The organism is Klebsiella sp. V115_8 (genome assembly GCF_029967715.1).
GTDB classification, from domain to species: Bacteria; Pseudomonadota; Gammaproteobacteria; order Enterobacterales; family Enterobacteriaceae; genus Klebsiella; species Klebsiella quasipneumoniae.
This window is the reverse complement of record NZ_JASCAR010000027.1, coordinates 94,524-116,872: the sequence shown is the minus strand read 5'-3', so window position 1 is coordinate 116,872 and position 22,349 is coordinate 94,524. Positions and strand designations below refer to the sequence as shown.

Sequence of the window (22,349 nt, the reverse complement as noted above, 5' to 3'; positions counted from 1 at the left end):
CTTAAGCAGCGGCCAGCCAGCGCGATAAGCGCCGGGCAAAGGCAGCCTGACTTTCCAGTAACTCTTCACCCGTCACCAGCGGCGCCGGGCGCGTAATCACGATGCAGGGGATACCGGCATCCAGACAGGGTTGTACTTTTTCCTGATAGCCGCCTTCGGCGCCGGAGGCTTTGGTGATCACCACGTCGGCCCGGCACTGGCGGTAAAAAGCGGCGTTGAACGCGGCGCTGAACGGCCCGCACAGGGCGAAAATCTCGCCAACGCCAAACCCCAGCGCGGCGCATTGCGCGATGACATCGGCGACCGGCAACACCCGGGCCAGCAGCGTTTTGTCACCTAATCCCGCCCGCCAGCGCGCCAGATCTTTACTTCCCGTGGTGAGCAGCACGCGCTGGCCGATACGCCGCGCCACCTCGCAGGCTTGTTCAATGCTCTCCACGGTATAGAGCAGCGGATGCGTCAGGCCGCTCAGCTGCTCTGGGCGCTGATAGCGGCTCAGCAGCACGCCGGCGGTTTCACAGGCCCGGACGATATTGCGGCTTACCGCTTCGGCGTAGGGGTGCGAAGCATCGATCACCCAGCGGGTCCGGTTAGCCTTCAGCCAGGCGATCATCTCCTCCAGCTCGAGGCGCCCGCAGCGCACCTGGCCGCGAATATCCCCCGCCAGCTGCTGACCGGTGGGCGTCGCCACCGACAGGGTGTAGGGGACCTGCGCCGCGTCAAGCTGCTGACACAGCGCCCTCGCGTCGCTGGTTCCGCCCATCACCAGCACCTCGCCGTGGCTCACAGTACGTAGCCTCGCGGCGTGATCATCAGGCCATCCTGGATATACGTCGCTTTGTTGCCGACGATCACCAGGCTGGTCATATCGACCGGTGCAAAATCCATCTCCCCCAGGGTAGTCAGCCATTTCTCCTGTTTTTTACGTCCGGCGGATTTCACGACTCCCACCGGGGTCTGCGCGCTTTTACTGGCCGACAGCAGCTCAAAGGCGCGCGCCAGATGGCCCTCGCGGCCGCGGCTGCGCGGATTGTAAAAACAGATGACGAAGTCGGCTTCCCCGGCGGCGACAATGCGTTTTTCAATCACCAGCCACGGGGTCAGCAGGTCGCTGAGGCTGATATGGCAGAAGTCGTGCATCAGCGGCGCGCCCAGCAGCGAGGCGGCGGCAATGCTGGCGGTCATCCCCGGGATCAGGCGGACTTCCACATCCAGCTTCTGCTTGCTGACCAGTTCAAGCACCAGTCCGGCCATGCCGTAAATACCGGCATCGCCGCTGCTGATCAGCGCCACGTTATGTCCGGCCTGCGCCAGCTCAATCGCCGCCTGGCAGCGCTCAATCTCTTTGCACATTCCGGTTTTAATCACCTGCTTATCGCCGGTAAAGGCTTTCACCAGGTGCGTGTAGGTCTTATAGCCAACGACGATTTCCGCCGCCTGCAGCGCTTCAATGGCCTCCATGGTCATCATGGACTGCGAGCCAGGGCCGATTCCGATTACGCTTAACATCAGTGTGAAACTCCCAAAGTAATAGTGACGCCCTGTTCGCGCAGGGTTTCGCCTAACAGTTGCCCATGGCTCAGCAGCCAGGCCGCCGGACCGGATACGCTCCCCACGCCGACGGTTTTTCTGACGAACGATGAAGCGGGAAAGTGATGCTCATGCTCGCGCAGGGCATCAGCGGGAAAGGTTTCGAACGGTACGCGACAGCAGGAAGCCAGCTGAATCAGCCCCTGCTCGTGCTTCTTCAACGTGACGCTGCCGATAGCTTTCAGCGCCAGCGGATCCAGGCGCTGCGCCTCAAGCTGGCGCGCCAGCAGCGCCGCTAATAGCGGGAATGGCGTATCGCGGCGGCAGCCAATTCCGGCGACCACCCGCTGCGGCACCAGCTTCCAGTGCGGCACGGCGATCGGCGGCAGTTCGTTGCGCAGCGTGACGCAGACCAGCGCATCCAGCTCGGGAAGCTGGTGCAGATCGGTCACGGTGATAAACCCCCGCCGGTCGCAGTGGCGGACGTCTTCATCCAGCTCTTCGTCCCACCACAGACCGACGCGCTGATGGCTGACCAGCATCTGGTTGACGGTTTTCACCGCCGCGCGGAAGTCGCTCATCCGGGCATTAAGCTGGAATGCCAGCGTATCCAGGGCCGCCAACTCGTTGACGTCGGTGGCGGTGGTGATCACCGGGTCGGCGCCGAGCATCCCGGCCAGATAGCGGCTGAGGGCATTCGCGCCCCCCGCATGGCCGGAAAGCAGGCTAATGACGTGCTGGCCGCGTTCGTCGATCACCACCACGGCCGGATCGCTGAACTTATCATTGACCAGCGGGGCCAGCACGCGTACCGCGATCCCGGTGGCGCCGATGAAAATCAGCGCCGAATAGCTGCTGAAGGCCTCCCGCGCGGCGCTGGCAAAACCGTTTTCAAAGGGGAGAAAACCCTCTTCCAGCAGCTTCTCGCTGGTAAAGCAGGTTAACGGCAGCATCGCCGCCAGCCGTTTCGCCAGCCGAACGCCCCCTGGCGTCAGGCAGAAAAGTGCGATTGATTCAGGCTTTACGGTATTCATGGCTAAAGTCCGCCGCGTAGAGTTTTGAGTAGTGATACTCAGAGCCCAGGAAATTCCCGACCAGAATGAGCGCCGTTTTGCGGATCCCCGCCTCGCGTACCTTGTCGCCGATATCCGCCAGCGTACCGCGTACGGTCTGGCTTTCCGGCCAGGTCGCTTTATAGATCACCGCCACCGGCGTGGTTGCCGGATAGCCGCCTTCAATCAGGCGCTCCGCTACCCGGTGAATGCGCTGCACGGAAAGGTAAATCGCCATTGAAGTCTGGTGGCTGGCAAATGATTCAAGCTGCTCGCGCGCCGGCACCGGCGTGCGCCCTTCAAGGCGGGTGATGATCAGGCTCTGGGAGACTTCCGGCACGGTGTACTCGACGCCCAGCTCCGCCGCCGCGCCCAGAAACGCGCTGACGCCCGGCACCACCTGCCAGTCGATACCGCGTTTGGTCAGCTCTTCACCCTGCTCGCGGACCGAGCCATACAGCGACACGTCCCCGGTCTGTAAACGCACTACCGTTTTCCCGGCTTTAACGCCGGCTTCCATCAGGTCGAGAATTTGCTCCAGATGCAGTTCGGCGCTGTCGTGACACTCGGCGCCGGGCGGACAATACTCCAGCAGCTCGGTGTTTATCAGCGACCCGGCGTAGATCACCACCTGGGCCTGCTGCAGCAAGCGGTAGCCCTTGAGGGTAATTAGCTCACGGTCGCCCGGCCCTGCGCCAACGAACCACACACTACGGGGGTCAAATGTCTCAGCCATGGTTTTCTTCCTTCTGACAGGCGATAACAAAAACGGGATTATTCGGTTTGAAATAGTGGCCGCTGCCCAGCGCGGTCAGCGATGAAACGTTCAGCAGCAGGCAATCAATCTGTGTAATCCCCCGCTGCTGCAGATAGTCGAGAGCCGCGTTCAGGTTCTCCTGCAGGATAAAAGTCATCACCAGACGGCCGCCGGGATAGAGCTGCTGCCACGACCAGTCAATCAGTTCGTCGAGACGGCCGCCGCTGCCGCCCATAAAAATGGCGTCGGCCCGCTCGGTAATCACCATCGGCGCTTCACCGGGCAGGATCTCAATATTGCCGCAGGTGAAATGCTGGCGATTTTCGTCCAGCAGCCGGAGAGCCGCGGGGTTGCGTTCGATGGCGGTTACCTGCAAAGAGGGATACTGCAGCGCCGCCTCAATCGACACGCTGCCGGTACCGGCGCCGATATCAATCAGGTGGCTTGCCCGGTGCAGTTCAAGTTTGGCCAGCGCCAGCGCGCGAACCGCTTCTTTGGTCATCGGCACCTTCTCGCCGCGCAGAAAAAGCTCATCTTTCATCGAGGATCACCACCGCGTTCATCTCATATTCGGCATCGACCTCACTGACCGGTAGCCAGTGGATCCGCTCGTTATCCATCGCCAGATTTTCGCCAATCACCATCCAGCGATACCCTTTACCCCGAGCCGCCAGCTGGGCGGCGATTTCCCGCGGCCCGCAGCGCCCGTCGGTCACCATCGCCACCTTGCGCTGACGCGCCAGCTCATCAAAACAGACGTCTCGCCCGTGGCTGCTGGTCAGCCAGATATCATTCATATCGATACCGGCCTTCGCGCAGAGATACTGCACCGCGCTGATACCGGGAATAATGCGCACGCGATCGATGCCAAAGTGGGCTATCAGCCGCGTGCCGATCCCGTAAAAGAGCGGGTCGCCTGAGGCCAGCACCACCACCTTCTGCGCTGCGCGTTCGCCGAGCCAGACCAGCAGTTCGGCAATATTGGCGCCCAGCGCAAACCGTTCGCCGCGAAATCCGGGGAACTGCTGCAAATGCCGCTTACCGCCTACCAGCGCATCCGCACTGGCGACCGCATCTTGCGCCGCCGGCGTCATCAAATGCAGGCCTGACGGCCCCATGCCAACCACCGTTAACATGACATCTCCCGCGCAATCTCGGCCACCGGGCGATTGCTGCCGAGGACCTTGTTATCAAAGGAGAACATGATGGCGTCGCAGACGGGCGGCGTTTTGGTAAAACGCAGCATCTGCATCACCCGCAGGCAGATGCGTTCAGCAAGATGGTTATAGATAGTCTGAAAACCGTACGCGTCAATGTGCTCCATCGCCGCTTCGGTGGTATCGCATTCGCTCACCAGTTGCAGCAGCGCCAGCGGCGCCCCCAACAGCGCCAGATGCGCGACCAGCGTTTCCATGCGCGCATCGGCGATATGGCTGTGGGTATGGAAGATCCCGGCGGCGACTTTAATCAGCTTGCCGGGATGGCCAATCAGCACAATCTGACGGAACCCGAGGCGGACGGCCTCTTCAATCATGTAGCCGACGAAGTTGCTCATGGTGACCACCACCTGCGAGTCGATGCCCATCTGCTCGCGTACGAAGCGTTCACCGTGGTTGCCCGGCACCAGCACCACCCGCTCCAGCCCCGCCGCGCGCTTAATTTCCAGCTCCAGCGACAGCGAACGCTTCCAGCTCTCTTCCGACATCGGCGTCACGATACCGGTGGTGCCGATAATCGAGATACCACCCAGGATCCCCAGCCGCGAGTTATAGGTTTTCTGCGCCCGCTCCTCGCCCTCCGGGGCGAAAATCTCTACCGTCGCCCCACGCGACGGGCCTATCGCTTCGCGCACCGCCGACTCAATGGTGTGGCGCGGGGTGCGGTTTATCGCCGGGCTGCCGATAGGCAGGCCGATTCCTTTACGGGTGATGGTGCCGATACCTTCGCCGCCGCGCAGGGTTATCTCGCCGGAGTCGTCGAGCGTCACGCGGGCGAAAATCAGCATCCCGTGGGTGGCGTCAACGTCATCGCCGCCGTCTTTACGAATCGCGGCGATCGCCTGCTGCCCTTCGACGTGCGGCGATTCGACGTTAAGACACAGGGTGACGCCGGAAGGAGTCACAATGGAGACCTGATGAATGAGGTGCTGGCGCATCACCATCAGCGCCGCGACCTTTGCCGCCGCCGTCGCGCAGGATCCGGTGGTATAGCCTTTACGCAGCGCCTTGCCGTTGTGCCACACCGGGGCGTCGAAGGATTGCTCGCTCATCTCGCCCCCTGTAAGTGGTATAAAATGGCGTTGACGATAGCGGCGGCGACGTTGCTGCCGCCTTTACGACCCAGCGCGGCAATGCCCGGCAGGCCGCTCTGCGTCAGGGCGTCTTTCGACTCCGCCGCGCCGACGAAGCCGACCGGCACGCCAATCACGCCGTTGACCGCGACATCATGCTCCAGCAGACGAAACAGCGCGGTGGGCGCATTGCCGAAAACAAACACCTTCTCGCCCTCTTCGGCAACCGCAATATCGACCGCCGCCATCGAGCGGGTCATCCCCTGCGCTTTGGCCTCCGCCACCACCCGCGGATCGCTGATATAGCAGCGGCACTCGCCGCCGAATTTCGCCAGCAGAGTTTTATTGATCCCGGAAAGGGCCATGGTGGTATCGGTATAAAGCGTGCAGGGCTGGCTCAGGGCGGCGCTTAAGCGAGGAAGCACGTCGGGTGAAAACCACAGGATATCCAGCCAGTCAAAATCGGCGGTGGTGTGGATCACCCGCTTGATAATGGCTTCGTGTAGCGGGCTGGCAAAGCGGTAGTCCGGGCGGGTCTGCGCAATAATGTCGCCAATAATGTCGAAGCTTTTCGCCTCAATCGCCTGCGGTTGCTGGATATAGTGCATTCATTTGTCCTCAGGCTGCGCCGACCAGCCAGAACCGGATCGCCATAAACAGCGCCAGCGCCAGGGTCGAAGACACCCACATCAGTCGAATCGTTCGGGAAATATCGTCTACGGAAACGTCGCGCGTCGCCTCGCCAATCCACGGCTTCTCCACGCGCTGACCAAAGTAATCGTTAGGGCCGCCAAGCCGAATGCCGAGCGCCCCGGCGACGGCGGCCTCCGACCATCCGCAGTTCGGGCTGCTGTGGTTGTAGCGGTCGCGCCAGCCGATGCGCAGCGCGCGGCCGCCCGCTTCACCGCAGAGGAGCGCGGCGAGGCTGATAAGCAGCCAGCTCAGGCGAGCGGGGATAAAGTTGGCGACATCATCGAGGCGGGCGCTGACCATGCCGATGGCGCGGTATTTTTCGTGCTTATAGCCGACCATCGAATCCAGGGTGTTGACCGCTTTATAGGCCATCGCCAGCGGTGCGCCGCCGAGCAGCAGGAAGAAGAGCGGCGCGATAATCCCGTCAACGGTGTTTTCCGCCACCGTCTCAACAACCGCGCGATTAATCTGCTGCGGCGCAAGCTGCGTCGTGTCGCGGCCGACAATCCATGAGAGTTTGACGCGGCTTTCCGCCAGATCCCCCGCGCGCAGCGGTCGCTCGACGTCCCGCGCCGACTGCGCCAGGCAGCGTCCGGCCAGCACGGTGAAAATCATCCAGACCTCAGCCAGCCAGCCAAGCCACGGATGAATCCTCTGCGCCAGCGTCAGCACGCCCCAGCAGATGCTCCACGTTAGCCCGACCACCACCAGCCACATCACCCCGCCGCCGACGCGCAGGGCGACATCGCTGCGGCAATAGCGGCGCACGCCGCGCTGAACGGCGGCGATCAGGCTGCCAATCCAGCGCACCGGATGCGGCCAGCTCTGCGGATCGCCGATGATAAAATCGAGGAGCCAGGCAACGCCCCATGCCAGCAGCGTCATAGCGCGCTCCTTGCCGCAGCCAGCCAGTGGTTGAGCATGGTGGGGCGCTGCGCAAAGTGCAGGTGCAGATAGCTGGCGAACGTGTTGCCCACCTGCCAGCCGCCGGACCACTGCTGAAGGGTCATACCGTCGCGGACCTTGCGGCAGGCCAGAACCGCCGGGGACTCGGGAGTAAAATCCGAGTAGTGAAATTCATGTCCGCGCAGGGTTTCGCCGGGCGCCGCCAGCAGCGTTTGCCGCATCGCTCGCGCCTCGCAGTAGCCAAAGCGGGTAAGCCGTTTACCCATTTTGCTATGGCCGGGAATAAGGTTGGCCATCGGGTAGATGTCACCGTTGGCGTCTTCCAGGGAGCTGCCGAGGTACATCAGACCGCCGCACTCGGCGTAAATCGCCACCCCGCGCCGGTGCGCCTCCCGCAGCTGCGCCAGCATCGGCGTATTGGCCGCCAGCGCGGCAGCATGAATTTCCGGATAGCCGCCGCCGAGCCAAATCATCTGGCACGGTGGCAGCTCGCTATCGCGCAGCGGGCTGAAGCGCACGATATTCACTCCGCAGCGTTCAAGCAGCGAGAGGTTATCCGGGTAGTAAAAGTTGAAGGCCTCGTCGTCGGCCAGCGCCAGCGTCAGGCCCGCGCCAGCATCAGGGGACGGCAGCGCCGGCCACTCCCCGGTGGGCAGAATGGAGAGCTGGCTAAGAGCAAGGAGCCGTTCAATATCCAGGGTTCGCGCCAGCGTGTGGGCAAAATCGCGCCACGGCTGCTGGTTAACCAGCGACTCGCGAGCGGTAACCAGCCCCAGATGGCGTTCGGGTAACGCCACCCCTTCCATTCGCGGTACGTAGCCGAGCACCGGCAGCCCGCAATAGCGTTCAATGGCGCCTTTGAGAAGCTGATAATGGGATTCGCTGTTGACGCGGTTGACGATAACGCCGGCAATGTTGAGGCTGGGGTCGAAGTGTTGAAATCCCATCACCGTGGCGGCGATGGAGGTGGAAACCGCTTTGCCATCTACCAGCAAAATGACCGGACAGCCGAGCTGTTTAGCCATCGCGGCGGTGCTGCAGTAGCCAGGGTCGGTACCGAAGCCGTCATACAGCCCCATCACGCCCTCAATGACCGCGATATCCGCCCGCTGCATCTGTTCGCAAAATAGCGCGTTAAGCACCGGCTCCGGGAGCATAAAGCTGTCGAGGTTGTGGGAAGCGACGCCGCTGACGGCGGTGTGCCAGCCGGTGTCGAGGTAGTCCGGGCCGACTTTGCAGGGCTGAACCCGCATGCCGCGCTGCTTCAACAGGCTGAGCAGGCCAAGCGTGACCGTAGTTTTACCACAACCGCTGCCGGTTCCTGCGAGAATAAATGCGTGCTGCCTGGCTGCCATACCCCGATCCTGTGCCGGGTGGTAGGGCTGCGTGCATTCCCAGTCTTTCGACTGTACGCATCTGAGCAACCCACTTCCCACCGAAGTTGTTGATTATTACCGACAGGCAGGTCTTCTGGCTTAGCGTCGTCCTCTCCCATCCTTCCCAATCCGGTAAACAGATCAGTGGCTAAATATGGGTTCGTCAGCATCACAGCAGCGGGGGCTGCGGGGGATTCACACCCCCTTCCCTGGCGCCTGTCGGTTTAGTCCGTCATGATTCGAGCGGGATGAAACCCACTTGAATGATTCCCGGAACATCTTACGGAAGCAGGATGGCTTCCGTCGTGTTTAATTTTTAAATACCAAAGCTATTTCATTACGCCGATGGCGCGCTGAAAGCCATTTCGGATATCACTCTATCCCATCAAATAAATAAAAACTGGTGCAGTTTATCGCTCTCTCATTATTATTTTGTTGCGCTATGACAATTTATTGCTGTGAATGAGATATTTTCATTTTAGAATGAGCAGGATACGCGTGTATAACAAAAACCGGCGATAACAAATTATTGCCATTTAAACTGACTCAGTTTGTGATCTGGCGTTAATTTGCTGACGATAGGCCTGCGGAGTCACCTGATAGGCCTGGCGAAAAACTTTGCAAAAATAGCTGGTTTGCGAAAATCCTAAATTCCGCGCAATGCTGGCGATGCTCCAGTCGCTGTGGCATAGCAGCTCTTTGGCGCTCACCATCCGCTGATGGTTGACCCAGGCATTAAAGCCGATACCCTGATATTTTTTGAACAGCTTACTGAAGTAATAGGGGCTGAGATAAACGTGAGCGGCGACGTCTTCCAGGCGAAGCTCGTCGGATAAATGGGCGTCAATGTAGCGCAGCGCCTTCTTCATTTTGCTGTCATGAGGGCTGGCGACCCGGCTGGCGCGCGCAGGTTCCGGCTGCTGGGGATTATCTTTAATCACCACAAAGTTGAGCTGTTTTTTAAGGCAGTTTTCGACGATAAGCTTCAGTAAATCAGCAGAAGCAATCACTCTGGCGTAGTCCATTTCCGGCACGTCGCGAAACGCTTTAAGCAGCTCGGGGTCGGCCTGCCAGCGGTCATCCACGTTGAGGATATCGACCAGTTCAACATCGTTGCTTAAGCGCACCTGGCCGCAAAGCACAAAGCCCACAAGGTGCCCGGCAATGACCAGAGGAATGGAGAAATCGGTTAACCCGGCGTGGCAGCGGTAGATACAGAGCTGATCGGTTTTAGACGCCTCAAGCCCGCCGCAGCGGTCGCTCATTCGACAGCGGGTGCTGTGCTGGGGATGCTGGCGCATCAGCTGGCAAAAAGGGGTGAAGTTAAACAGTTCAGATATTTCATCACCATGAATATTGACGACCACCACCGCCAGACTGGTGGCCTGCGCAAAATCCTGTGCGATTTTATTAATGAGTTCTGAGTTCAGTGTGCTCGCAGAAATCATGATAAAACCTCTCAGTTAATTTTTTGTTATAAATAAAACATTTCTTTAATATTTACTTCCTTTCATCATCCATTGCCGCTAACGATAAAAGAATAATACGATAGCAAAAGTCTCCCATCCGTGGGAGACGTTTTTGGCGAGTTCGTGATACCGGTTCATGAAAATTTTTGGCTATTTCAGCCGTGACCTTAATCCTCTAATTTACAGGTATTACACGGTAGATTATTACCAATCAGATAACGATAGATGGCCGCGCCGAGACAGGCGCCGATCAGTGGCGCAATAATCGGCACAATAAAGTACGGAATATCCCTTCCGCCGGTCATCGCGATATCGCCCCAGCCCGCCATCCACGTAAACAGCTTCGGCCCAAAATCACGCGCCGGATTCATCGCAAAGCCGGTTAGCGGCCCGGTTGACGCGCCAATGACCGCCACCAGCAGGCCGATCAGCAGCGGGGCCAGCGGCCCTTTCGGTACGCCGTTGCCGTCGTCGGTCAGCGCCATAATCATCCCCATCAGCATGGAGGTGATCACCACTTCAACCAGCGCCGCATGCCAGATGCTCAGCGATGCCGCCGGGTAGGTGCTGAAAATACTCGCCAGCTGCAGGCTCTCTACGCTGCCGCGCGCGATATGGTGGGCGGATTCAAACTCGGTAAACATCGTGCTGTACAGCACATAGGCCAGCACCGCGCCGCCGAAGGCGCCGGCAACCTGTGAAACGATATAGGGAAAAACTTTTCGGCCGGGAAAGCAGGCAAACAGCCATAACGCGACGGTCACCGCCGGGTTGAGATGCCCGCCGGATATTCCCGACGTCAGATAGACGGCAAGCGAGATCCCCAGACCCCAGATAATGCATATCTCCCACAGTCCGAGGCTGGCGCCCGCCACCTTTAACGCGCTCAGGCAGCCGATGCCGAAAAACAAAAACAGCCCGGTGCCCAGAAACTCGGCGGTACATTGCGCTTTTAACGAATCATTCATGGTGACACCTTCTTAGCAGAGTTCGTGTCCTGACCAGCCAACATCCTGCTGGCAGTAGAGTACAACGCGCACCACTATATGAACTCCCGTCCGCAAATTGTTGGCAACCTGCTGACGGCAGCCTCCGGAAAATTCGGGTATCAATAACAAATTATTGTCATTAAATAACGCAGAATTGCATTGCTCACGCGCGGCTTTCGCCATTATGCCAACGCCATGGCATGCAAAAATATTGCTAAAACCAGCTTATCGTTTTCCAACAAACATCACAAATCAGTTTCTCGCGCATAGCAGATAAAATTAAAATCGTCATGAACAAATTTGTAAATATGGAATATACAAAACAAGATAATCACATCAGCGAAAATAAAAACAACAAATAACATCAAACACTTAAATAAATAAACGACAATTTTATCTTATCCAATACCCACTATTTTTTCACCATCACATTGAAGTCAGCCATTCTTTTTCCTCGCATCTTCTTATAGTCCCCACTATCGGAACACTCCATGCGAGGTCTTTATGCAACAAGAAGCACTAGGAATGGTAGAAACCAAAGGCTTAACCGCAGCCATAGAGGCCGCTGATGCAATGGTTAAGTCAGCCAATGTGATGTTAGTGGGCTATGAAAAGATTGGCTCCGGGCTGGTAACCGTCATCGTGCGCGGCGATGTTGGCGCGGTAAAAGCGGCCACCGATGCGGGCGCCGCCGCCGCACGTAACGTGGGTGAAGTGAAAGCCGTACACGTCATCCCACGCCCTCACACCGATGTAGAAAAAATCTTACCGAAGGGAATTAGCCAATGAGCAGCAATGAGCTGGTTGAACAGATCATGGCTCAGGTGATTGCCCGCGTGGCAACGCCGGAACAGCAGGCCATCCCTACTGAAAACCATCCAATACGAGAGACGGCTATGGCAGAAAAAAGCTGCAGTTTAACGGAATTTGTCGGGACCGCTATTGGCGACACCCTGGGTCTGGTTATCGCCAACGTCGATACCGCCCTGCTGGACGCGATGAAGCTTGAAAAGCGCTATCGCTCCATCGGCATTCTCGGCGCCCGTACCGGCGCAGGCCCGCACATTATGGCGGCGGACGAAGCGGTGAAAGCCACCAACACCGAAGTGGTCAGCATTGAGCTGCCGCGCGATACCAAAGGCGGCGCGGGCCACGGTTCGCTGATTATTTTAGGCGGCAACGACGTGTCCGACGTTAAGCGCGGGATTGAAGTGGCGCTGAAAGAGCTCGACCGCACCTTCGGCGATGTTTACGGCAATGAAGCCGGACATATCGAGCTGCAGTACACCGCCCGCGCCAGCTACGCCCTGGAAAAAGCCTTCGGCGCGCCGATTGGCCGCGCCTGCGGCATTATCGTCGGCGCACCGGCCTCCGTTGGCGTGCTGATGGCCGATACCGCCCTGAAGTCAGCCAACGTGGAAGTCGTGGCGTATAGCTCTCCGGCGCACGGCACCAGCTTCAGTAACGAAGCCATCCTGGTGATTTCCGGCGACTCCGGCGCGGTCCGCCAGGCAGTCACCTCCGCGCGCGAAATCGGTAAAACCGTCCTTGCGACCCTCGGTTCTGAACCGAAAAACGATCGCCCGTCCTACATCTGATACCCACGAGGCTGATTCATGAGATCGAAAAGATTTGAAGCACTGGCGAAACGCCCTGTGAATCAGGACGGCTTCGTTAAGGAGTGGATCGAAGAAGGCTTTATCGCGATGGAAAGCCCGAACGATCCGAAACCGTCGATAAAAATCGTTAACGGCGCGGTGACCGAGCTGGACGGGAAACCGGTGAGCGATTTTGACCTGATCGACCACTTTATCGCCCGCTACGGCATTAACCTGAATCGCGCCGAAGAAGTGATGGCGATGGATTCGGTTAAGCTGGCCAACATGCTGTGCGATCCGAACGTTAAACGCAGCGAAATCGTCCCGCTGACCACCGCGATGACGCCGGCAAAAATTGTCGAAGTGGTTTCGCATATGAACGTCGTTGAGATGATGATGGCGATGCAGAAAATGCGCGCCCGCCGCACCCCATCCCAGCAGGCGCACGTCACCAACGTCAAAGATAACCCGGTACAGATTGCCGCCGACGCCGCCGAAGGCGCATGGCGCGGATTTGACGAACAGGAAACCACCGTTGCGGTAGCGCGCTACGCGCCGTTCAACGCCATCGCGCTGCTGGTCGGCTCGCAGGTAGGCCGTCCGGGCGTACTGACTCAGTGCTCGCTGGAAGAAGCCACCGAGCTGAAGCTCGGCATGCTGGGCCACACCTGCTACGCCGAAACCATCTCTGTCTACGGTACCGAACCGGTCTTTACCGACGGCGACGACACGCCGTGGTCGAAGGGTTTCTTAGCCTCCTCCTACGCCTCTCGCGGTCTGAAAATGCGCTTCACCTCCGGCTCCGGCTCCGAAGTGCAGATGGGCTACGCCGAAGGCAAATCCATGCTTTACCTGGAAGCGCGCTGCATCTACATCACCAAAGCCGCGGGCGTACAGGGGCTGCAAAACGGTTCCGTTAGCTGCATCGGCGTGCCGTCTGCGGTGCCTTCCGGCATTCGCGCGGTGCTGGCGGAAAACCTGATCTGTTCGTCGCTGGATCTGGAGTGCGCCTCCAGTAACGACCAGACCTTCACCCACTCCGATATGCGTCGTACCGCGCGCCTGCTGATGCAGTTTCTGCCGGGGACCGACTTTATCTCTTCCGGTTATTCCGCGGTGCCGAACTACGACAACATGTTCGCCGGTTCCAACGAAGATGCCGAAGACTTTGACGACTACAACGTCATCCAGCGCGACCTGAAGGTGGACGGCGGTCTGCGTCCGGTTCGCGAAGAAGATGTTATTGCCATCCGTAATAAGGCTGCCCGCGCGCTGCAGGCCGTTTTTGCCGGAATGGGGCTGCCGCCGATTACCGATGAAGAAGTTGAAGCCGCGACCTACGCCCACGGTTCGAAAGATATGCCGGAGCGCAACATCGTCGAAGACATCAAGTTCGCCCAGGAAATCATCAATAAAAACCGCAACGGCCTGGAAGTAGTGAAAGCGCTGGCGCAGGGCGGGTTCACCGACGTTGCCCAGGACATGCTCAACATCCAGAAAGCCAAGCTGACCGGAGACTATCTGCATACCTCCGCAATTATCGTCGGCGATGGGCAGGTGCTGTCAGCCGTCAACGATGTTAACGACTATGCCGGTCCGGCAACGGGCTATCGCCTGCAGGGCGAACGCTGGGAAGAGATTAAAAACATCCCTGGCGCTCTTGATCCCAACGAGATTGATTAAGGGGTGAGAAATGGAAATTAATGAAAAATTGCTGCGCCAGATAATTGAAGAAGTGCTCAGCGAGATGAAGGGCAGCGATAAACCCGTCTCGTTTACTGCGCCAGCGGCCTCCGCGGCGCCCCAGGCCACGCCGCCCGCCGGCGACGGCTTCCTGACGGAAGTGGGCGAAGCGCGTCAGGGAACCCAGCAGGACGAAGTGATTATCGCCGTCGGCCCGGCTTTCGGCCTGGCGCAGACCGTCAATATCGTCGGCATACCGCATAAGAGCATTTTGCGCGAAGTCATTGCCGGTATTGAAGAAGAAGGCATTAAGGCGCGCGTGATTCGCTGCTTTAAATCCTCCGACGTGGCCTTCGTCGCCGTTGAAGGCAATCGCCTGAGCGGTTCCGGCATATCTATCGGCATCCAGTCAAAAGGCACCACGGTGATTCACCAGCAGGGGCTGCCGCCGCTCTCTAACCTGGAGCTGTTCCCCCAGGCGCCGCTGCTGACCCTGGAAACCTATCGCCAGATTGGTAAAAACGCCGCCCGCTATGCGAAACGCGAATCGCCGCAGCCGGTCCCGACGCTGAACGACCAGATGGCGCGGCCAAAATACCAGGCGAAATCGGCCATTTTGCACATTAAAGAGACCAAGTACGTGGTAACGGGCAAAAACCCGCAGGAACTGCGCGTGGCGCTTTGATAAAGGATAACTCCATGAATACCGACGCAATTGAATCGATGGTGCGCGACGTATTAAGCCGCATGAACAGCCTGCAGGGCGAGGCGCCGACGACGGCTCCGGCGGCAGACGGCACGTCCCGTAGCGCAAAGGTCAGCGACTACCCGCTGGCGAACAAACACCCGGAATGGGTGAAAACCGCCACCAATAAAACGCTGGACGACTTTACGCTGGAAAACGTGCTGAGCAACAAAGTTACCGCCCAGGATATGCGTATTACCCCGGAAACGCTGCGCTTACAAGCTTCTATCGCCAGGGACGCGGGCCGCGACCGGCTGGCGATGAACTTCGAACGCGCCGCCGAACTGACCGCGGTACCGGACGATCGCATTCTTGAAATCTACAACGCCCTCCGCCCCTATCGCTCGACGAAAGAGGAGCTGCTGGCGATCGCCGACGATCTCGAAAGCCGCTATCAGGCGAAGATTTGCGCCGCTTTCGTTCGCGAAGCGGCAACGCTGTACGTCGAGCGTAAAAAACTCAAAGGCGACGATTAATTACAGGGGTATGTGATGCGATATATAGCTGGCATTGATATCGGCAACTCATCGACGGAAGTCGCCCTGGCGACTCTGAATGAGGCTGGCACGCTGACAATCACCCACAGCGCGCTGGCGGAAACCACCGGGATCAAAGGCACGTTGCGTAACGTGTTCGGTATTCAGGAGGCGCTCGCCCTCGTCGCCAGAGGCGCCGGGATCGCTGTCAGCGATATTTCGCTCATCCGCATTAATGAAGCGACGCCGGTGATTGGCGATGTGGCGATGGAAACCATTACCGAGACCATCATCACCGAATCGACCATGATCGGCCATAACCCGAAAACGCCCGGCGGCGCGGGGCTTGGCGTGGGCATCACCATTACGCCGCAGGAGCTGTTAACCCGCCCGGCGGACGCGCCCTATATCCTGGTGGTGTCGTCGGCGTTCGATTTTGCCGATATCGCCAGCGTGATTAACGCTTCCCTGCGCGCCGGATATCAGATTACCGGCGTCATTTTGCAACGTGACGATGGCGTACTGGTCAGCAACCGGCTGGAAAAACCGCTGCCGATTGTTGACGAAGTGCTGTACATCGACCGCATTCCGCTGGGAATGCTGGCGGCAATTGAGGTCGCCGTCCCGGGAAAGGTCATCGAAACGCTCTCTAACCCCTACGGCATCGCCACCGTATTCAACCTCAACGCCGAGGAGACGAAAAACATCGTCCCGATGGCTCGCGCGCTGATTGGCAACCGTTCCGCCGTGGTGGTCAAAACGCCATCCGGTGACGTCAAAGCGCGTGCGATACCCGCCGGTAACCTTGAGCTGCTGGCCCAGGGCCGGAGCGTACGCGTAGACGTTGCCGCTGGCGCCGAAGCCATCATGAAAGCGGTCGACGGCTGCGGCAAGCTCGATAACGTCACCGGCGAGTCGGGGACCAATATCGGCGGCATGCTGGAACACGTGCGCCAGACCATGGCCGAGTTGACCAACAAGCCCAGCAGCGAAATATTCATTCAGGACCTGCTGGCCGTCGATACCTCGGTGCCGGTGAGCGTCACCGGCGGTCTTGCCGGGGAGTTCTCGCTGGAGCAGGCCGTGGGCATCGCCTCAATGGTGAAATCGGATCGTCTGCAGATGGCGATGATTGCCCGCGAAATCGAGCAGAAGCTCAATATCGACGTGCAGATCGGCGGCGCCGAGGCCGAAGCCGCCATTCTGGGCGCGCTGACCACGCCGGGTACCACCCGACCGCTAGCGATCCTCGACCTCGGCGCAGGCTCCACCGATGCCTCCATCATCAACCCCAAAGGCGAAATCATCGCCACTCACCTCGCCGGAGCTGGCGATATGGTGACGATGATTATTGCCCGCGAGCTGGGGCTGGAAGACCGCTATCTGGCGGAAGAGATCAAGAAGTATCCGCTGGCCAAGGTGGAAAGTCTGTTCCATTTACGCCACGAGGACGGCAGCGTGCAGTTCTTCTCCACGCCGCTGCCCCCCGCCGTATTCGCCCGCGTCTGCGTGGTGAAACCGGACGAACTGGTGCCACTACCCGGCGACTTAGCGCTGGAAAAAGTACGCGCCATTCGCCGCAGCGCCAAAGAGCGGGTCTTTGTCACCAACGCCCTGCGCGCACTGCGTCAGGTCAGCCCCACCGGCAACATTCGCGATATTCCGTTCGTGGTGCTGGTCGGCGGTTCGTCGCTGGATTTCGAGGTCCCGCAGCTGGTCACCGATGCGCTGGCGCACTACCGCCTGGTTGCCGGGCGGGGAAATATTCGCGGCAGCGAGGGCCCCAGAAACGCGGTGGCCACCGGCCTGATTCTCTCCTGGCATAAGGAGTTCGCACATGGACAGTAATCACAGCGCCCCGGCTATTGTGATCGCCGCCATCGACGGCTGCGACGGCCTGTGGCGCGAAGTGCTGCTGGGTATCGAAGAGGAAGGCATTCCTTTCCTGCTCCAGCATCACCCGGCCGGGGATGTCGTGGACAGCGCCTGGCAGGCGGCGCGCAGCTCGCCGCTACTGGTGGGCATCGCCTGCGACCGCCATACGCTGGTCGTGCACTACAAGAATTTACCCGCATCGGCGCCGCTTTTTACGCTGATTCATCATCAGGACAGTCAGGCCCAACGTAACACCGGTAATAACGCGGCACGGCTGGTCAAAGGGATCCCGTTCCGGGATCTGAATAGCTAAGCAACAGGAGAACAGCAGTATGAATAACGCACTGGGACTGGTTGAAACAAAAGGGTTAGTAGGCGCCATTGAGGCCGCCGATGCGATGGTGAAATCGGCCAACGTGCAGCTGGTCGGCTACGAAAAAATTGGCTCGGGTCTGGTGACCGTCATGGTTCGCGGCGATGTCGGCGCGGTCAAAGCGGCGGTAGATGCGGGCAGCGCGGCGGCAAGCGTCGTAGGCGAAGTGAAATCCTGCCACGTGATCCCGCGTCCGCACAGCGACGTTGAGGCCATTTTACCGAAATCAGCCTGATTGATGGCGAATAAGGAGCACCGCGTGAAGCAATCACTGGGATTACTTGAAGTTTGTGGTCTGGCACTGGCTATTAGCTGCGCCGATATCATGGCGAAATCCGCTTCTATCACGCTGGTCGCCCTCGAAAAGACCAATGGTTCAGGCTGGATGGTCATTAAAATTACCGGTGATGTGGCCTCAGTACAGGCGGCCATCACCACCGGTGCACAGTTTGCCGAACAGCGAAACGGTCTGGTGGCTCATAAAGTCATCGCCAGACCCGGAGAAGGGATCCTGCCCGCAGAGGCTCCCCCACCCTCCGTCATGGAACCTGAGCCTGAAGAGTCAGAGACGGCTAATGTCGTTTCTGAAGCGCCAGCAGAAGAGCCCCTCCAGCAACAAGGCGTGGTCAGCTGCAACCTGTGCCTGGATCCCAAATGTCCGCGCCAGAAGGGCGAGCCGCGCACCCTTTGCATTCATCCCGGCAAGCGAGGTGAAGCGTAATGGATAAACAGCTTCTCGAATCAACGGTCAGTAAAGTCCTCGACGAGATGCGTCTGCGGCCCATTCCGCTGGGGGTTTCAAATCGTCATATCCACCTGTCGGCGTCGGATTATGAACGCCTGTTTCCTGGCCATCCCATCAGCGAGAAAAAAGAGCTGCTGCAGCCGGGACAGTACGCTGCGGAGCAAACCGTCACCCTGGTAGGGCCGAAGGGGCAGCTTAAAAATGTGCGCCTGCTCGGCCCACTGCGTTCGGTAAGCCAGGTGGAAATATCGCGTACCGATGCCAGAACCCTGGGGGTTGCGGCGCCGCTGAGAATGTCCGGCGATCTGAAAGGGACGCCGGGCATCCGTCTGGTCAGCCCCTATGGCGAACTGACGCTGTCGTCAGGAGTTATCGTCGCGCAACGGCATATTCATATGTCGCCGCTCGATGCGCTGATCCTGCGGGTTTCCCACGGCGATAGGGTCTCCGTGGTCATTGAAGGCGACGCGCGCGGGCTGGTTTTCAACAACGTGGCGATTCGCGTTTCACCGGATATGCGTCTCGAAATGCACATTGATACCGATGAAGCCAACGCCGCCGGCGCCGATAATCCGCAGGCCTTTGCCCGGCTGGTAGGCCCGCGATGAACGGCGAAGTTCTGCAGCGCATCGTGGAGGAAATCGTCTCCAGGCTGCAGCGTCGCGCCCATAGCACGGCGACGCTGAGCGTGGCGCAGCTGCGCGATGCCGACTGCCCCGGGCTGTTCAGCCAGCACGCCTCGCTGCGCATCCTGCTTGTCGACCTGCCGCTGCTGGGCCAGCTGACGGAGGCGGAAACCGACGATCCTGCGGCCCGGAAAATTCACGACGCGCTGGCTTTCGGCATCCGCGTGCAGCTCACCCTGCACAGCCAGCTGCTGCCGGTTATCCCGGTCAAAAAACTGGCGCGCCTGCCGGCGATCTTCACCGACGAGCGCGGGCTGCCGCTGATCCTGCACGCAGGATCGGTGCTGAGCTATCGCGACGTCGCGCAGCTGGGTCAGGGTCGCCTGGTTATCCACCGCAAATGCATCGTGACCGCGCTGGCGCGCGAAGCGGCACAGGCGCGGCATGTTCAATTAATTAAGCAGGAGTAAATCATGCATCTGGCACGAGTCACGGGCGCGGTTGTCTCCACGCAAAAATCGCCTTCCCTGATCGGCAAAAAGCTGCTGCTGGTGCGGCGGGTCAGCGCCGATGGCGAGCTTCCCGCCTCGCCGACCTCCGGTGATGAAGTCGCCGTGGATTCCGTCGGCGCGGGGATCGGCGAGCTGGTTCTGCTCAGCGGCGGCTCCAGCGCCAGGCACGTTTTTTCCGGGCCAAACGAGGCCATCGACCTCGCCGTTGTCGGCATTGTCGATACGCTTTCACGTTAAGGAGCGAATATGGCGATTTATACCCGAACGGGCGACGCTGGCACCACCTCACTCTTTACCGGCCAGCGGGTGAGTAAAACCCACCCGCGGGTTGAAGCCTACGGCACGCTGGATGAGCTGAACGCCTCGCTGAGCCTGTGCGCCTGCGCCGCCGCGGATGAAAATCACCGCGCCTTACTTGAGGCCATCCAGCAGCAGCTTTTTTGGTTTAGCGCAGAACTGGCCAGCGACAGCGAACGGCCGTCGCCGAAACAGCGCTACATCAGCAGCGAAGAGATTTCCGCTCTGGAAGCCGCCATCGATCGGGCCATGGCCCGCGTCGAGCCGCTGCACAGCTTTATTTTACCCGGCCGCTGCGAAGCCGCGAGCCGCCTGCATTTTGCCCGCACGCTGGCCCGCCGGGCCGAACGGCGACTGGTTGAGCTGGCGGCGGAAGTCAACGTGCGCCAGGTGCTGATGCGCTACATCAATCGCTTGTCAGACTGCCTGTACGCCCTGGCGCGCGCGGAAGATAGCGATGCGCACCAGAACAACATCATTCGTGAAGTGAGCCGGCGCTATCTGGCCGCCACTCTGCCGAGCCGCAGCAAGGAGAAGACGCCCGTGGCCCTCTCATTCCACGATCTGCACCAGCTCACCCGCGCCGCCGTTGAGCGTGCGCAGCAGCTTCAGGTGCCGGTGGTGATCAGCATCGTTGACGCACACGGCACCGAAACCGTGACCTGGCGGATGCCGGACGCCCTGCTGGTCAGCAGCGAACTGGCGCCGAAAAAAGCCTGGACCGCGGTGGCGATGAAAACGGCGACCCATGAGCTGAGCGAGGCCGTTCAGCCGGGCGCCGCGCTTTATGGCCTCGAAACGCATTTGCAGGGAAAAGTGGTGACCTTTGGCGGCGGTTACGCCCTGTGGCGCGACGGCTTATTAATCGGGGGTCTTGGCATCAGCGGCGGCAGCGTTGAACAGGACATGGATATCGCACAGACCGCCATCGCGGCCATTAACGTGGGAACTCATCAATGAATACTTCTGAACTCGAAACGCTTATTCGCACCATTCTTAGCGAACAGTTAACCCCAGCCCAAACGCCAAACCCGCCGCAGGGCAAAGGGATTTTTCAGTCCGTGAGCGAGGCCATTGATGCCGCGCATCAGGCGTTCTTACGTTATCAGCAGTGCCCGCTAAAAACCCGCAGCGCCATCATCAGCGCAATGCGTCAGGAGCTGACGCCGCATCTGGCCGCCCTGGCGGAAGAGAGCGCCAATGAAACGGGGATGGGCAACAAAGAAGATAAACTTTTGAAAAACAAAGCTGCGCTGGACAACACGCCGGGCGTGGAAGATCTCACCACCACCGCGCTGACCGGCGACGGCGGCATGGTGCTGTTTGAGTATTCGCCGTTTGGCGTTATCGGGTCGGTCGCGCCGAGCACCAACCCGACGGAGACCATCATCAACAACAGCATCAGCATGCTGGCGGCGGGCAACAGCGTCTATTTCAGCCCGCACCCGGGAGCAAAAAAGGTCTCTCTGAAGCTGATTAGCATGATTGAAGAGATTGTTTTCCGCTGCTGCGGCATCCGCAATCTGGTGGTCACCGTGGCGGAACCGACGTTTGAAGCCACCCAGCAGATGATGGCCCATCCGCGCATTGCGGTTCTGGCCATTACCGGCGGCCCGGGTATTGTGGCGATGGGCATGAAGAGCGGTAAGAAAGTCATTGGCGCCGGCGCGGGTAACCCGCCCTGCATCGTTGATGAAACGGCGGATCTGGTTAAAGCGGCGGAAGATATCATCGACGGCGCCTCGTTCGATTACAACCTGCCCTGCATTGCCGAGAAGAGCCTGATTGTGGTGGAGAGCGTCGCCGAACGTCTGGTGCAGCAAATGCAAACCTTCGGCGCGCTGCTGCTGGGCCCTGCCGACACTGACAAACTCCGGGCCGCCTGCCTGCCTGAAGGCCAGGCGAATAAAAAACTGGTCGGCAAAAGCCCATCAGCCATGCTCGAAGCGGCCGGGATCGCCGTTCCGGCGAAAGCGCCGCGTCTACTGATAGCGCTGGTTAACGCCGACGATCCGTGGGTTACCAGCGAGCAGCTGATGCCGATGCTGCCGATAGTGAAAGTTAGCGATTTCGATAGCGCGCTGGCCCTGGCGCTGAAGGTTGAAGAAGGACTGCATCATACCGCCATTATGCACTCGCAGAACGTGTCGCGCCTGAACCTCGCGGCCCGCACCCTGCAAACCTCGATATTCGTCAAGAACGGCCCCTCTTATGCCGGGATCGGCGTCGGCGGCGAAGGCTTTACCACCTTTACTATCGCCACGCCGACCGGTGAAGGGACAACCTCGGCGCGCACGTTTGCCCGCTCCCGTCGCTGCGTGCTGACCAACGGCTTTTCCATTCGCTAACCGAGGTCG

At 59.5% G+C, this 22,349-nt stretch carries 26 protein-coding genes and 1 riboswitch; of the genes, 14 read left to right on the top strand and 12 right to left on the bottom strand.

Annotation, left to right across the window (positions count from 1 at the left end):
- Position 1: 1 nt before the first annotated feature.
- The 12 genes from QLG03_RS11570 to pduF form a co-directional block, all read right to left on the bottom strand.
- A complete protein-coding gene (locus tag QLG03_RS11570) occupies positions 2-787 on the bottom strand; it encodes a cobalt-precorrin-6A reductase (protein ID WP_255988711.1) in 786 nt (261 codons plus the stop codon).
- Positions 784-1,509, bottom strand: a complete 726-nt coding sequence (locus QLG03_RS11565) for a precorrin-3B C(17)-methyltransferase (protein WP_255988713.1) — start codon at positions 1,507-1,509, stop codon at positions 784-786. Before QLG03_RS11565 ends, QLG03_RS11570 begins: the two co-directional genes overlap by 4 nt.
- Complete coding sequence (cbiG, locus tag QLG03_RS11560; protein WP_023321549.1) at positions 1,509-2,564, bottom strand: cobalt-precorrin 5A hydrolase; 1,056 nt, start codon at positions 2,562-2,564, stop codon at positions 1,509-1,511. The genes QLG03_RS11565 and cbiG overlap by 1 nt, the downstream gene beginning before the upstream one ends.
- A complete protein-coding gene (locus QLG03_RS11555) occupies positions 2,545-3,318 on the bottom strand; it encodes a cobalt-precorrin-4 methyltransferase (RefSeq protein ID WP_004114994.1) in 774 nt (257 codons plus the stop codon). Before QLG03_RS11555 ends, cbiG begins: the two co-directional genes overlap by 20 nt.
- The gene (locus tag QLG03_RS11550; protein WP_004105104.1) at positions 3,311-3,880 is read right to left on the bottom strand and encodes a decarboxylating cobalt-precorrin-6B (C(15))-methyltransferase; all 570 of its coding nucleotides are present in this window, start codon (positions 3,878-3,880) and stop codon (positions 3,311-3,313) included. Before QLG03_RS11550 ends, QLG03_RS11555 begins: the two co-directional genes overlap by 8 nt.
- Positions 3,870-4,475 carry a cobalt-precorrin-7 (C(5))-methyltransferase gene (locus tag QLG03_RS11545; protein WP_004114996.1) on the bottom strand — a complete coding sequence of 202 codons (606 nt, stop codon included), beginning with the start codon at positions 4,473-4,475 and terminating at the stop codon, positions 3,870-3,872. Before QLG03_RS11545 ends, QLG03_RS11550 begins: the two co-directional genes overlap by 11 nt.
- A complete protein-coding gene (gene cbiD / locus QLG03_RS11540; RefSeq protein WP_023330004.1) occupies positions 4,469-5,608 on the bottom strand; it encodes a cobalt-precorrin-5B (C(1))-methyltransferase CbiD in 1,140 nt (379 codons plus the stop codon). The genes QLG03_RS11545 and cbiD overlap by 7 nt, the downstream gene beginning before the upstream one ends.
- Positions 5,605-6,237 carry a cobalt-precorrin-8 methylmutase gene (locus tag QLG03_RS11535; RefSeq protein ID WP_004105109.1) on the bottom strand — a complete coding sequence of 211 codons (633 nt, stop codon included), beginning with the start codon at positions 6,235-6,237 and terminating at the stop codon, positions 5,605-5,607. The genes cbiD and QLG03_RS11535 overlap by 4 nt, the downstream gene beginning before the upstream one ends.
- Before the next feature lie 10 nt (positions 6,238-6,247).
- Positions 6,248-7,207 (bottom strand): adenosylcobinamide-phosphate synthase CbiB, encoded by a 960-nt coding sequence (cbiB, locus tag QLG03_RS11530; protein ID WP_255988719.1) that lies wholly within the window; start codon positions 7,205-7,207, stop codon positions 6,248-6,250.
- Positions 7,204-8,583 (bottom strand): cobyrinate a,c-diamide synthase, encoded by a 1,380-nt coding sequence (locus QLG03_RS11525; RefSeq protein ID WP_255988721.1) that lies wholly within the window; start codon positions 8,581-8,583, stop codon positions 7,204-7,206. Before QLG03_RS11525 ends, cbiB begins: the two co-directional genes overlap by 4 nt.
- 87 nt (positions 8,584-8,670) lie before the next feature.
- A riboswitch (cobalamin riboswitch) is annotated at positions 8,671-8,839 on the bottom strand.
- Between the two features lie 301 nt (positions 8,840-9,140).
- On the bottom strand, positions 9,141-10,052 hold the full coding sequence (gene pocR, locus QLG03_RS11520; protein WP_023290877.1) for a regulatory protein PocR: 912 nt from the start codon (positions 10,050-10,052) through the stop codon (positions 9,141-9,143).
- Between the two features lie 188 nt (positions 10,053-10,240).
- A complete protein-coding gene (gene pduF / locus QLG03_RS11515; protein ID WP_004105118.1) occupies positions 10,241-11,041 on the bottom strand; it encodes a propanediol diffusion facilitator PduF in 801 nt (266 codons plus the stop codon).
- Between the two features lie 525 nt (positions 11,042-11,566).
- Here pduF and pduA point away from each other — a divergent pair.
- Genes pduA through pduP form a run of 14 tightly spaced genes read left to right on the top strand, consistent with a single transcriptional unit; the run spans position 11,567 to position 22,340 of the window.
- A complete protein-coding gene (pduA, locus tag QLG03_RS11510; RefSeq protein ID WP_001183618.1) occupies positions 11,567-11,851 on the top strand; it encodes a propanediol utilization microcompartment protein PduA in 285 nt (94 codons plus the stop codon).
- A complete protein-coding gene (gene pduB, locus QLG03_RS11505; protein ID WP_004105122.1) occupies positions 11,848-12,660 on the top strand; it encodes a propanediol utilization microcompartment protein PduB in 813 nt (270 codons plus the stop codon). The genes pduA and pduB overlap by 4 nt, the downstream gene beginning before the upstream one ends.
- A gap of 18 nt (positions 12,661-12,678) precedes the next feature.
- Positions 12,679-14,343, top strand: a complete 1,665-nt coding sequence (gene pduC, locus QLG03_RS11500) for a propanediol dehydratase large subunit PduC (protein ID WP_004105132.1) — start codon at positions 12,679-12,681, stop codon at positions 14,341-14,343.
- Positions 14,344-14,353: 10 nt separating this feature from the next.
- Positions 14,354-15,028, top strand: a complete 675-nt coding sequence (pduD, locus tag QLG03_RS11495; protein ID WP_004105135.1) for a propanediol dehydratase medium subunit PduD — start codon at positions 14,354-14,356, stop codon at positions 15,026-15,028.
- 14 nt (positions 15,029-15,042) lie between these two features.
- Positions 15,043-15,564: a propanediol dehydratase small subunit PduE gene (pduE, locus tag QLG03_RS11490; protein ID WP_255988724.1), complete on the top strand. Its 522-nt coding sequence runs from the start codon at positions 15,043-15,045 to the stop codon at positions 15,562-15,564.
- A 15-nt stretch (positions 15,565-15,579) separates the two neighbouring features.
- Positions 15,580-17,412 carry a propanediol dehydratase reactivase alpha subunit PduG gene (gene pduG / locus QLG03_RS11485; RefSeq protein WP_004105140.1) on the top strand — a complete coding sequence of 611 codons (1,833 nt, stop codon included), beginning with the start codon at positions 15,580-15,582 and terminating at the stop codon, positions 17,410-17,412.
- Complete coding sequence (gene pduH / locus QLG03_RS11480) at positions 17,402-17,752, top strand: propanediol dehydratase reactivase beta subunit PduH (RefSeq protein WP_255988727.1); 351 nt, start codon at positions 17,402-17,404, stop codon at positions 17,750-17,752. Before pduG ends, pduH begins: the two co-directional genes overlap by 11 nt.
- A 19-nt stretch (positions 17,753-17,771) precedes the next feature.
- The gene (gene pduJ / locus QLG03_RS11475) at positions 17,772-18,047 is read left to right on the top strand and encodes a propanediol utilization microcompartment protein PduJ (RefSeq protein ID WP_001057755.1); all 276 of its coding nucleotides are present in this window, start codon (positions 17,772-17,774) and stop codon (positions 18,045-18,047) included.
- Positions 18,048-18,050: 3 nt separating this feature from the next.
- A complete protein-coding gene (locus QLG03_RS11470; RefSeq protein WP_089503766.1) occupies positions 18,051-18,533 on the top strand; it encodes a BMC domain-containing protein in 483 nt (160 codons plus the stop codon).
- On the top strand, positions 18,533-19,165 hold the full coding sequence (locus QLG03_RS11465; RefSeq protein WP_255988730.1) for a phosphate propanoyltransferase: 633 nt from the start codon (positions 18,533-18,535) through the stop codon (positions 19,163-19,165). Before QLG03_RS11470 ends, QLG03_RS11465 begins: the two co-directional genes overlap by 1 nt.
- A complete protein-coding gene (gene pduM / locus QLG03_RS11460) occupies positions 19,162-19,653 on the top strand; it encodes a microcompartment protein PduM (protein WP_048335204.1) in 492 nt (163 codons plus the stop codon). The genes QLG03_RS11465 and pduM overlap by 4 nt, the downstream gene beginning before the upstream one ends.
- A gap of 3 nt (positions 19,654-19,656) precedes the next feature.
- Positions 19,657-19,932 (top strand): propanediol utilization microcompartment protein PduN, encoded by a 276-nt coding sequence (gene pduN / locus QLG03_RS11455; protein WP_000549823.1) that lies wholly within the window; start codon positions 19,657-19,659, stop codon positions 19,930-19,932.
- Between the two features lie 9 nt (positions 19,933-19,941).
- A complete protein-coding gene (gene pduO, locus QLG03_RS11450) occupies positions 19,942-20,952 on the top strand; it encodes a two-domain cob(I)yrinic acid a,c-diamide adenosyltransferase PduO (RefSeq protein WP_255988731.1) in 1,011 nt (336 codons plus the stop codon).
- Complete coding sequence (pduP, locus tag QLG03_RS11445; RefSeq protein WP_255988732.1) at positions 20,949-22,340, top strand: CoA-acylating propionaldehyde dehydrogenase PduP; 1,392 nt, start codon at positions 20,949-20,951, stop codon at positions 22,338-22,340. Before pduO ends, pduP begins: the two co-directional genes overlap by 4 nt.
- The last annotated feature ends 9 nt before the right edge of the window (positions 22,341-22,349 follow it).

Bases quoted from the DNA above. Each gene is read 5' to 3' on its own strand.
- QLG03_RS11565 (WP_255988713.1), bottom strand. From the start codon at position 1,509: ATGTTAAGCGTAATCGGAATCGGCCCTGGCTCGCAGTCCATGATGACC.
- cbiG (WP_023321549.1), bottom strand. From the start codon at position 2,564: ATGAATACCGTAAAGCCTGAATCAATCGCACTTTTCTGCCTGACGCCA.
- QLG03_RS11555 (WP_004114994.1), bottom strand. From the start codon at position 3,318: ATGGCTGAGACATTTGACCCCCGTAGTGTGTGGTTCGTTGGCGCAGGG.
- QLG03_RS11550 (WP_004105104.1), bottom strand. From the start codon at position 3,880: ATGAAAGATGAGCTTTTTCTGCGCGGCGAGAAGGTGCCGATGACCAAA.
- QLG03_RS11545 (WP_004114996.1), bottom strand. From the start codon at position 4,475: ATGTTAACGGTGGTTGGCATGGGGCCGTCAGGCCTGCATTTGATGACG.
- cbiD (WP_023330004.1), bottom strand. From the start codon at position 5,608: ATGAGCGAGCAATCCTTCGACGCCCCGGTGTGGCACAACGGCAAGGCG.
- QLG03_RS11535 (WP_004105109.1), bottom strand. From the start codon at position 6,237: ATGCACTATATCCAGCAACCGCAGGCGATTGAGGCGAAAAGCTTCGAC.
- cbiB (WP_255988719.1), bottom strand. From the start codon at position 7,207: ATGACGCTGCTGGCATGGGGCGTTGCCTGGCTCCTCGATTTTATCATC.
- QLG03_RS11525 (WP_255988721.1), bottom strand. From the start codon at position 8,583: ATGGCAGCCAGGCAGCACGCATTTATTCTCGCAGGAACCGGCAGCGGT.
- pocR (WP_023290877.1), bottom strand. From the start codon at position 10,052: ATGATTTCTGCGAGCACACTGAACTCAGAACTCATTAATAAAATCGCA.
- pduF (WP_004105118.1), bottom strand. From the start codon at position 11,041: ATGAATGATTCGTTAAAAGCGCAATGTACCGCCGAGTTTCTGGGCACC.
- pduA (WP_001183618.1), top strand. From the start codon at position 11,567: ATGCAACAAGAAGCACTAGGAATGGTAGAAACCAAAGGCTTAACCGCA.
- pduB (WP_004105122.1), top strand. From the start codon at position 11,848: ATGAGCAGCAATGAGCTGGTTGAACAGATCATGGCTCAGGTGATTGCC.
- pduC (WP_004105132.1), top strand. From the start codon at position 12,679: ATGAGATCGAAAAGATTTGAAGCACTGGCGAAACGCCCTGTGAATCAG.
- pduD (WP_004105135.1), top strand. From the start codon at position 14,354: ATGGAAATTAATGAAAAATTGCTGCGCCAGATAATTGAAGAAGTGCTC.
- pduE (WP_255988724.1), top strand. From the start codon at position 15,043: ATGAATACCGACGCAATTGAATCGATGGTGCGCGACGTATTAAGCCGC.
- pduG (WP_004105140.1), top strand. From the start codon at position 15,580: ATGCGATATATAGCTGGCATTGATATCGGCAACTCATCGACGGAAGTC.
- pduH (WP_255988727.1), top strand. From the start codon at position 17,402: ATGGACAGTAATCACAGCGCCCCGGCTATTGTGATCGCCGCCATCGAC.
- pduJ (WP_001057755.1), top strand. From the start codon at position 17,772: ATGAATAACGCACTGGGACTGGTTGAAACAAAAGGGTTAGTAGGCGCC.
- QLG03_RS11470 (WP_089503766.1), top strand. From the start codon at position 18,051: ATGGCGAATAAGGAGCACCGCGTGAAGCAATCACTGGGATTACTTGAA.
- QLG03_RS11465 (WP_255988730.1), top strand. From the start codon at position 18,533: ATGGATAAACAGCTTCTCGAATCAACGGTCAGTAAAGTCCTCGACGAG.
- pduM (WP_048335204.1), top strand. From the start codon at position 19,162: ATGAACGGCGAAGTTCTGCAGCGCATCGTGGAGGAAATCGTCTCCAGG.
- pduN (WP_000549823.1), top strand. From the start codon at position 19,657: ATGCATCTGGCACGAGTCACGGGCGCGGTTGTCTCCACGCAAAAATCG.
- pduO (WP_255988731.1), top strand. From the start codon at position 19,942: ATGGCGATTTATACCCGAACGGGCGACGCTGGCACCACCTCACTCTTT.
- pduP (WP_255988732.1), top strand. From the start codon at position 20,949: ATGAATACTTCTGAACTCGAAACGCTTATTCGCACCATTCTTAGCGAA.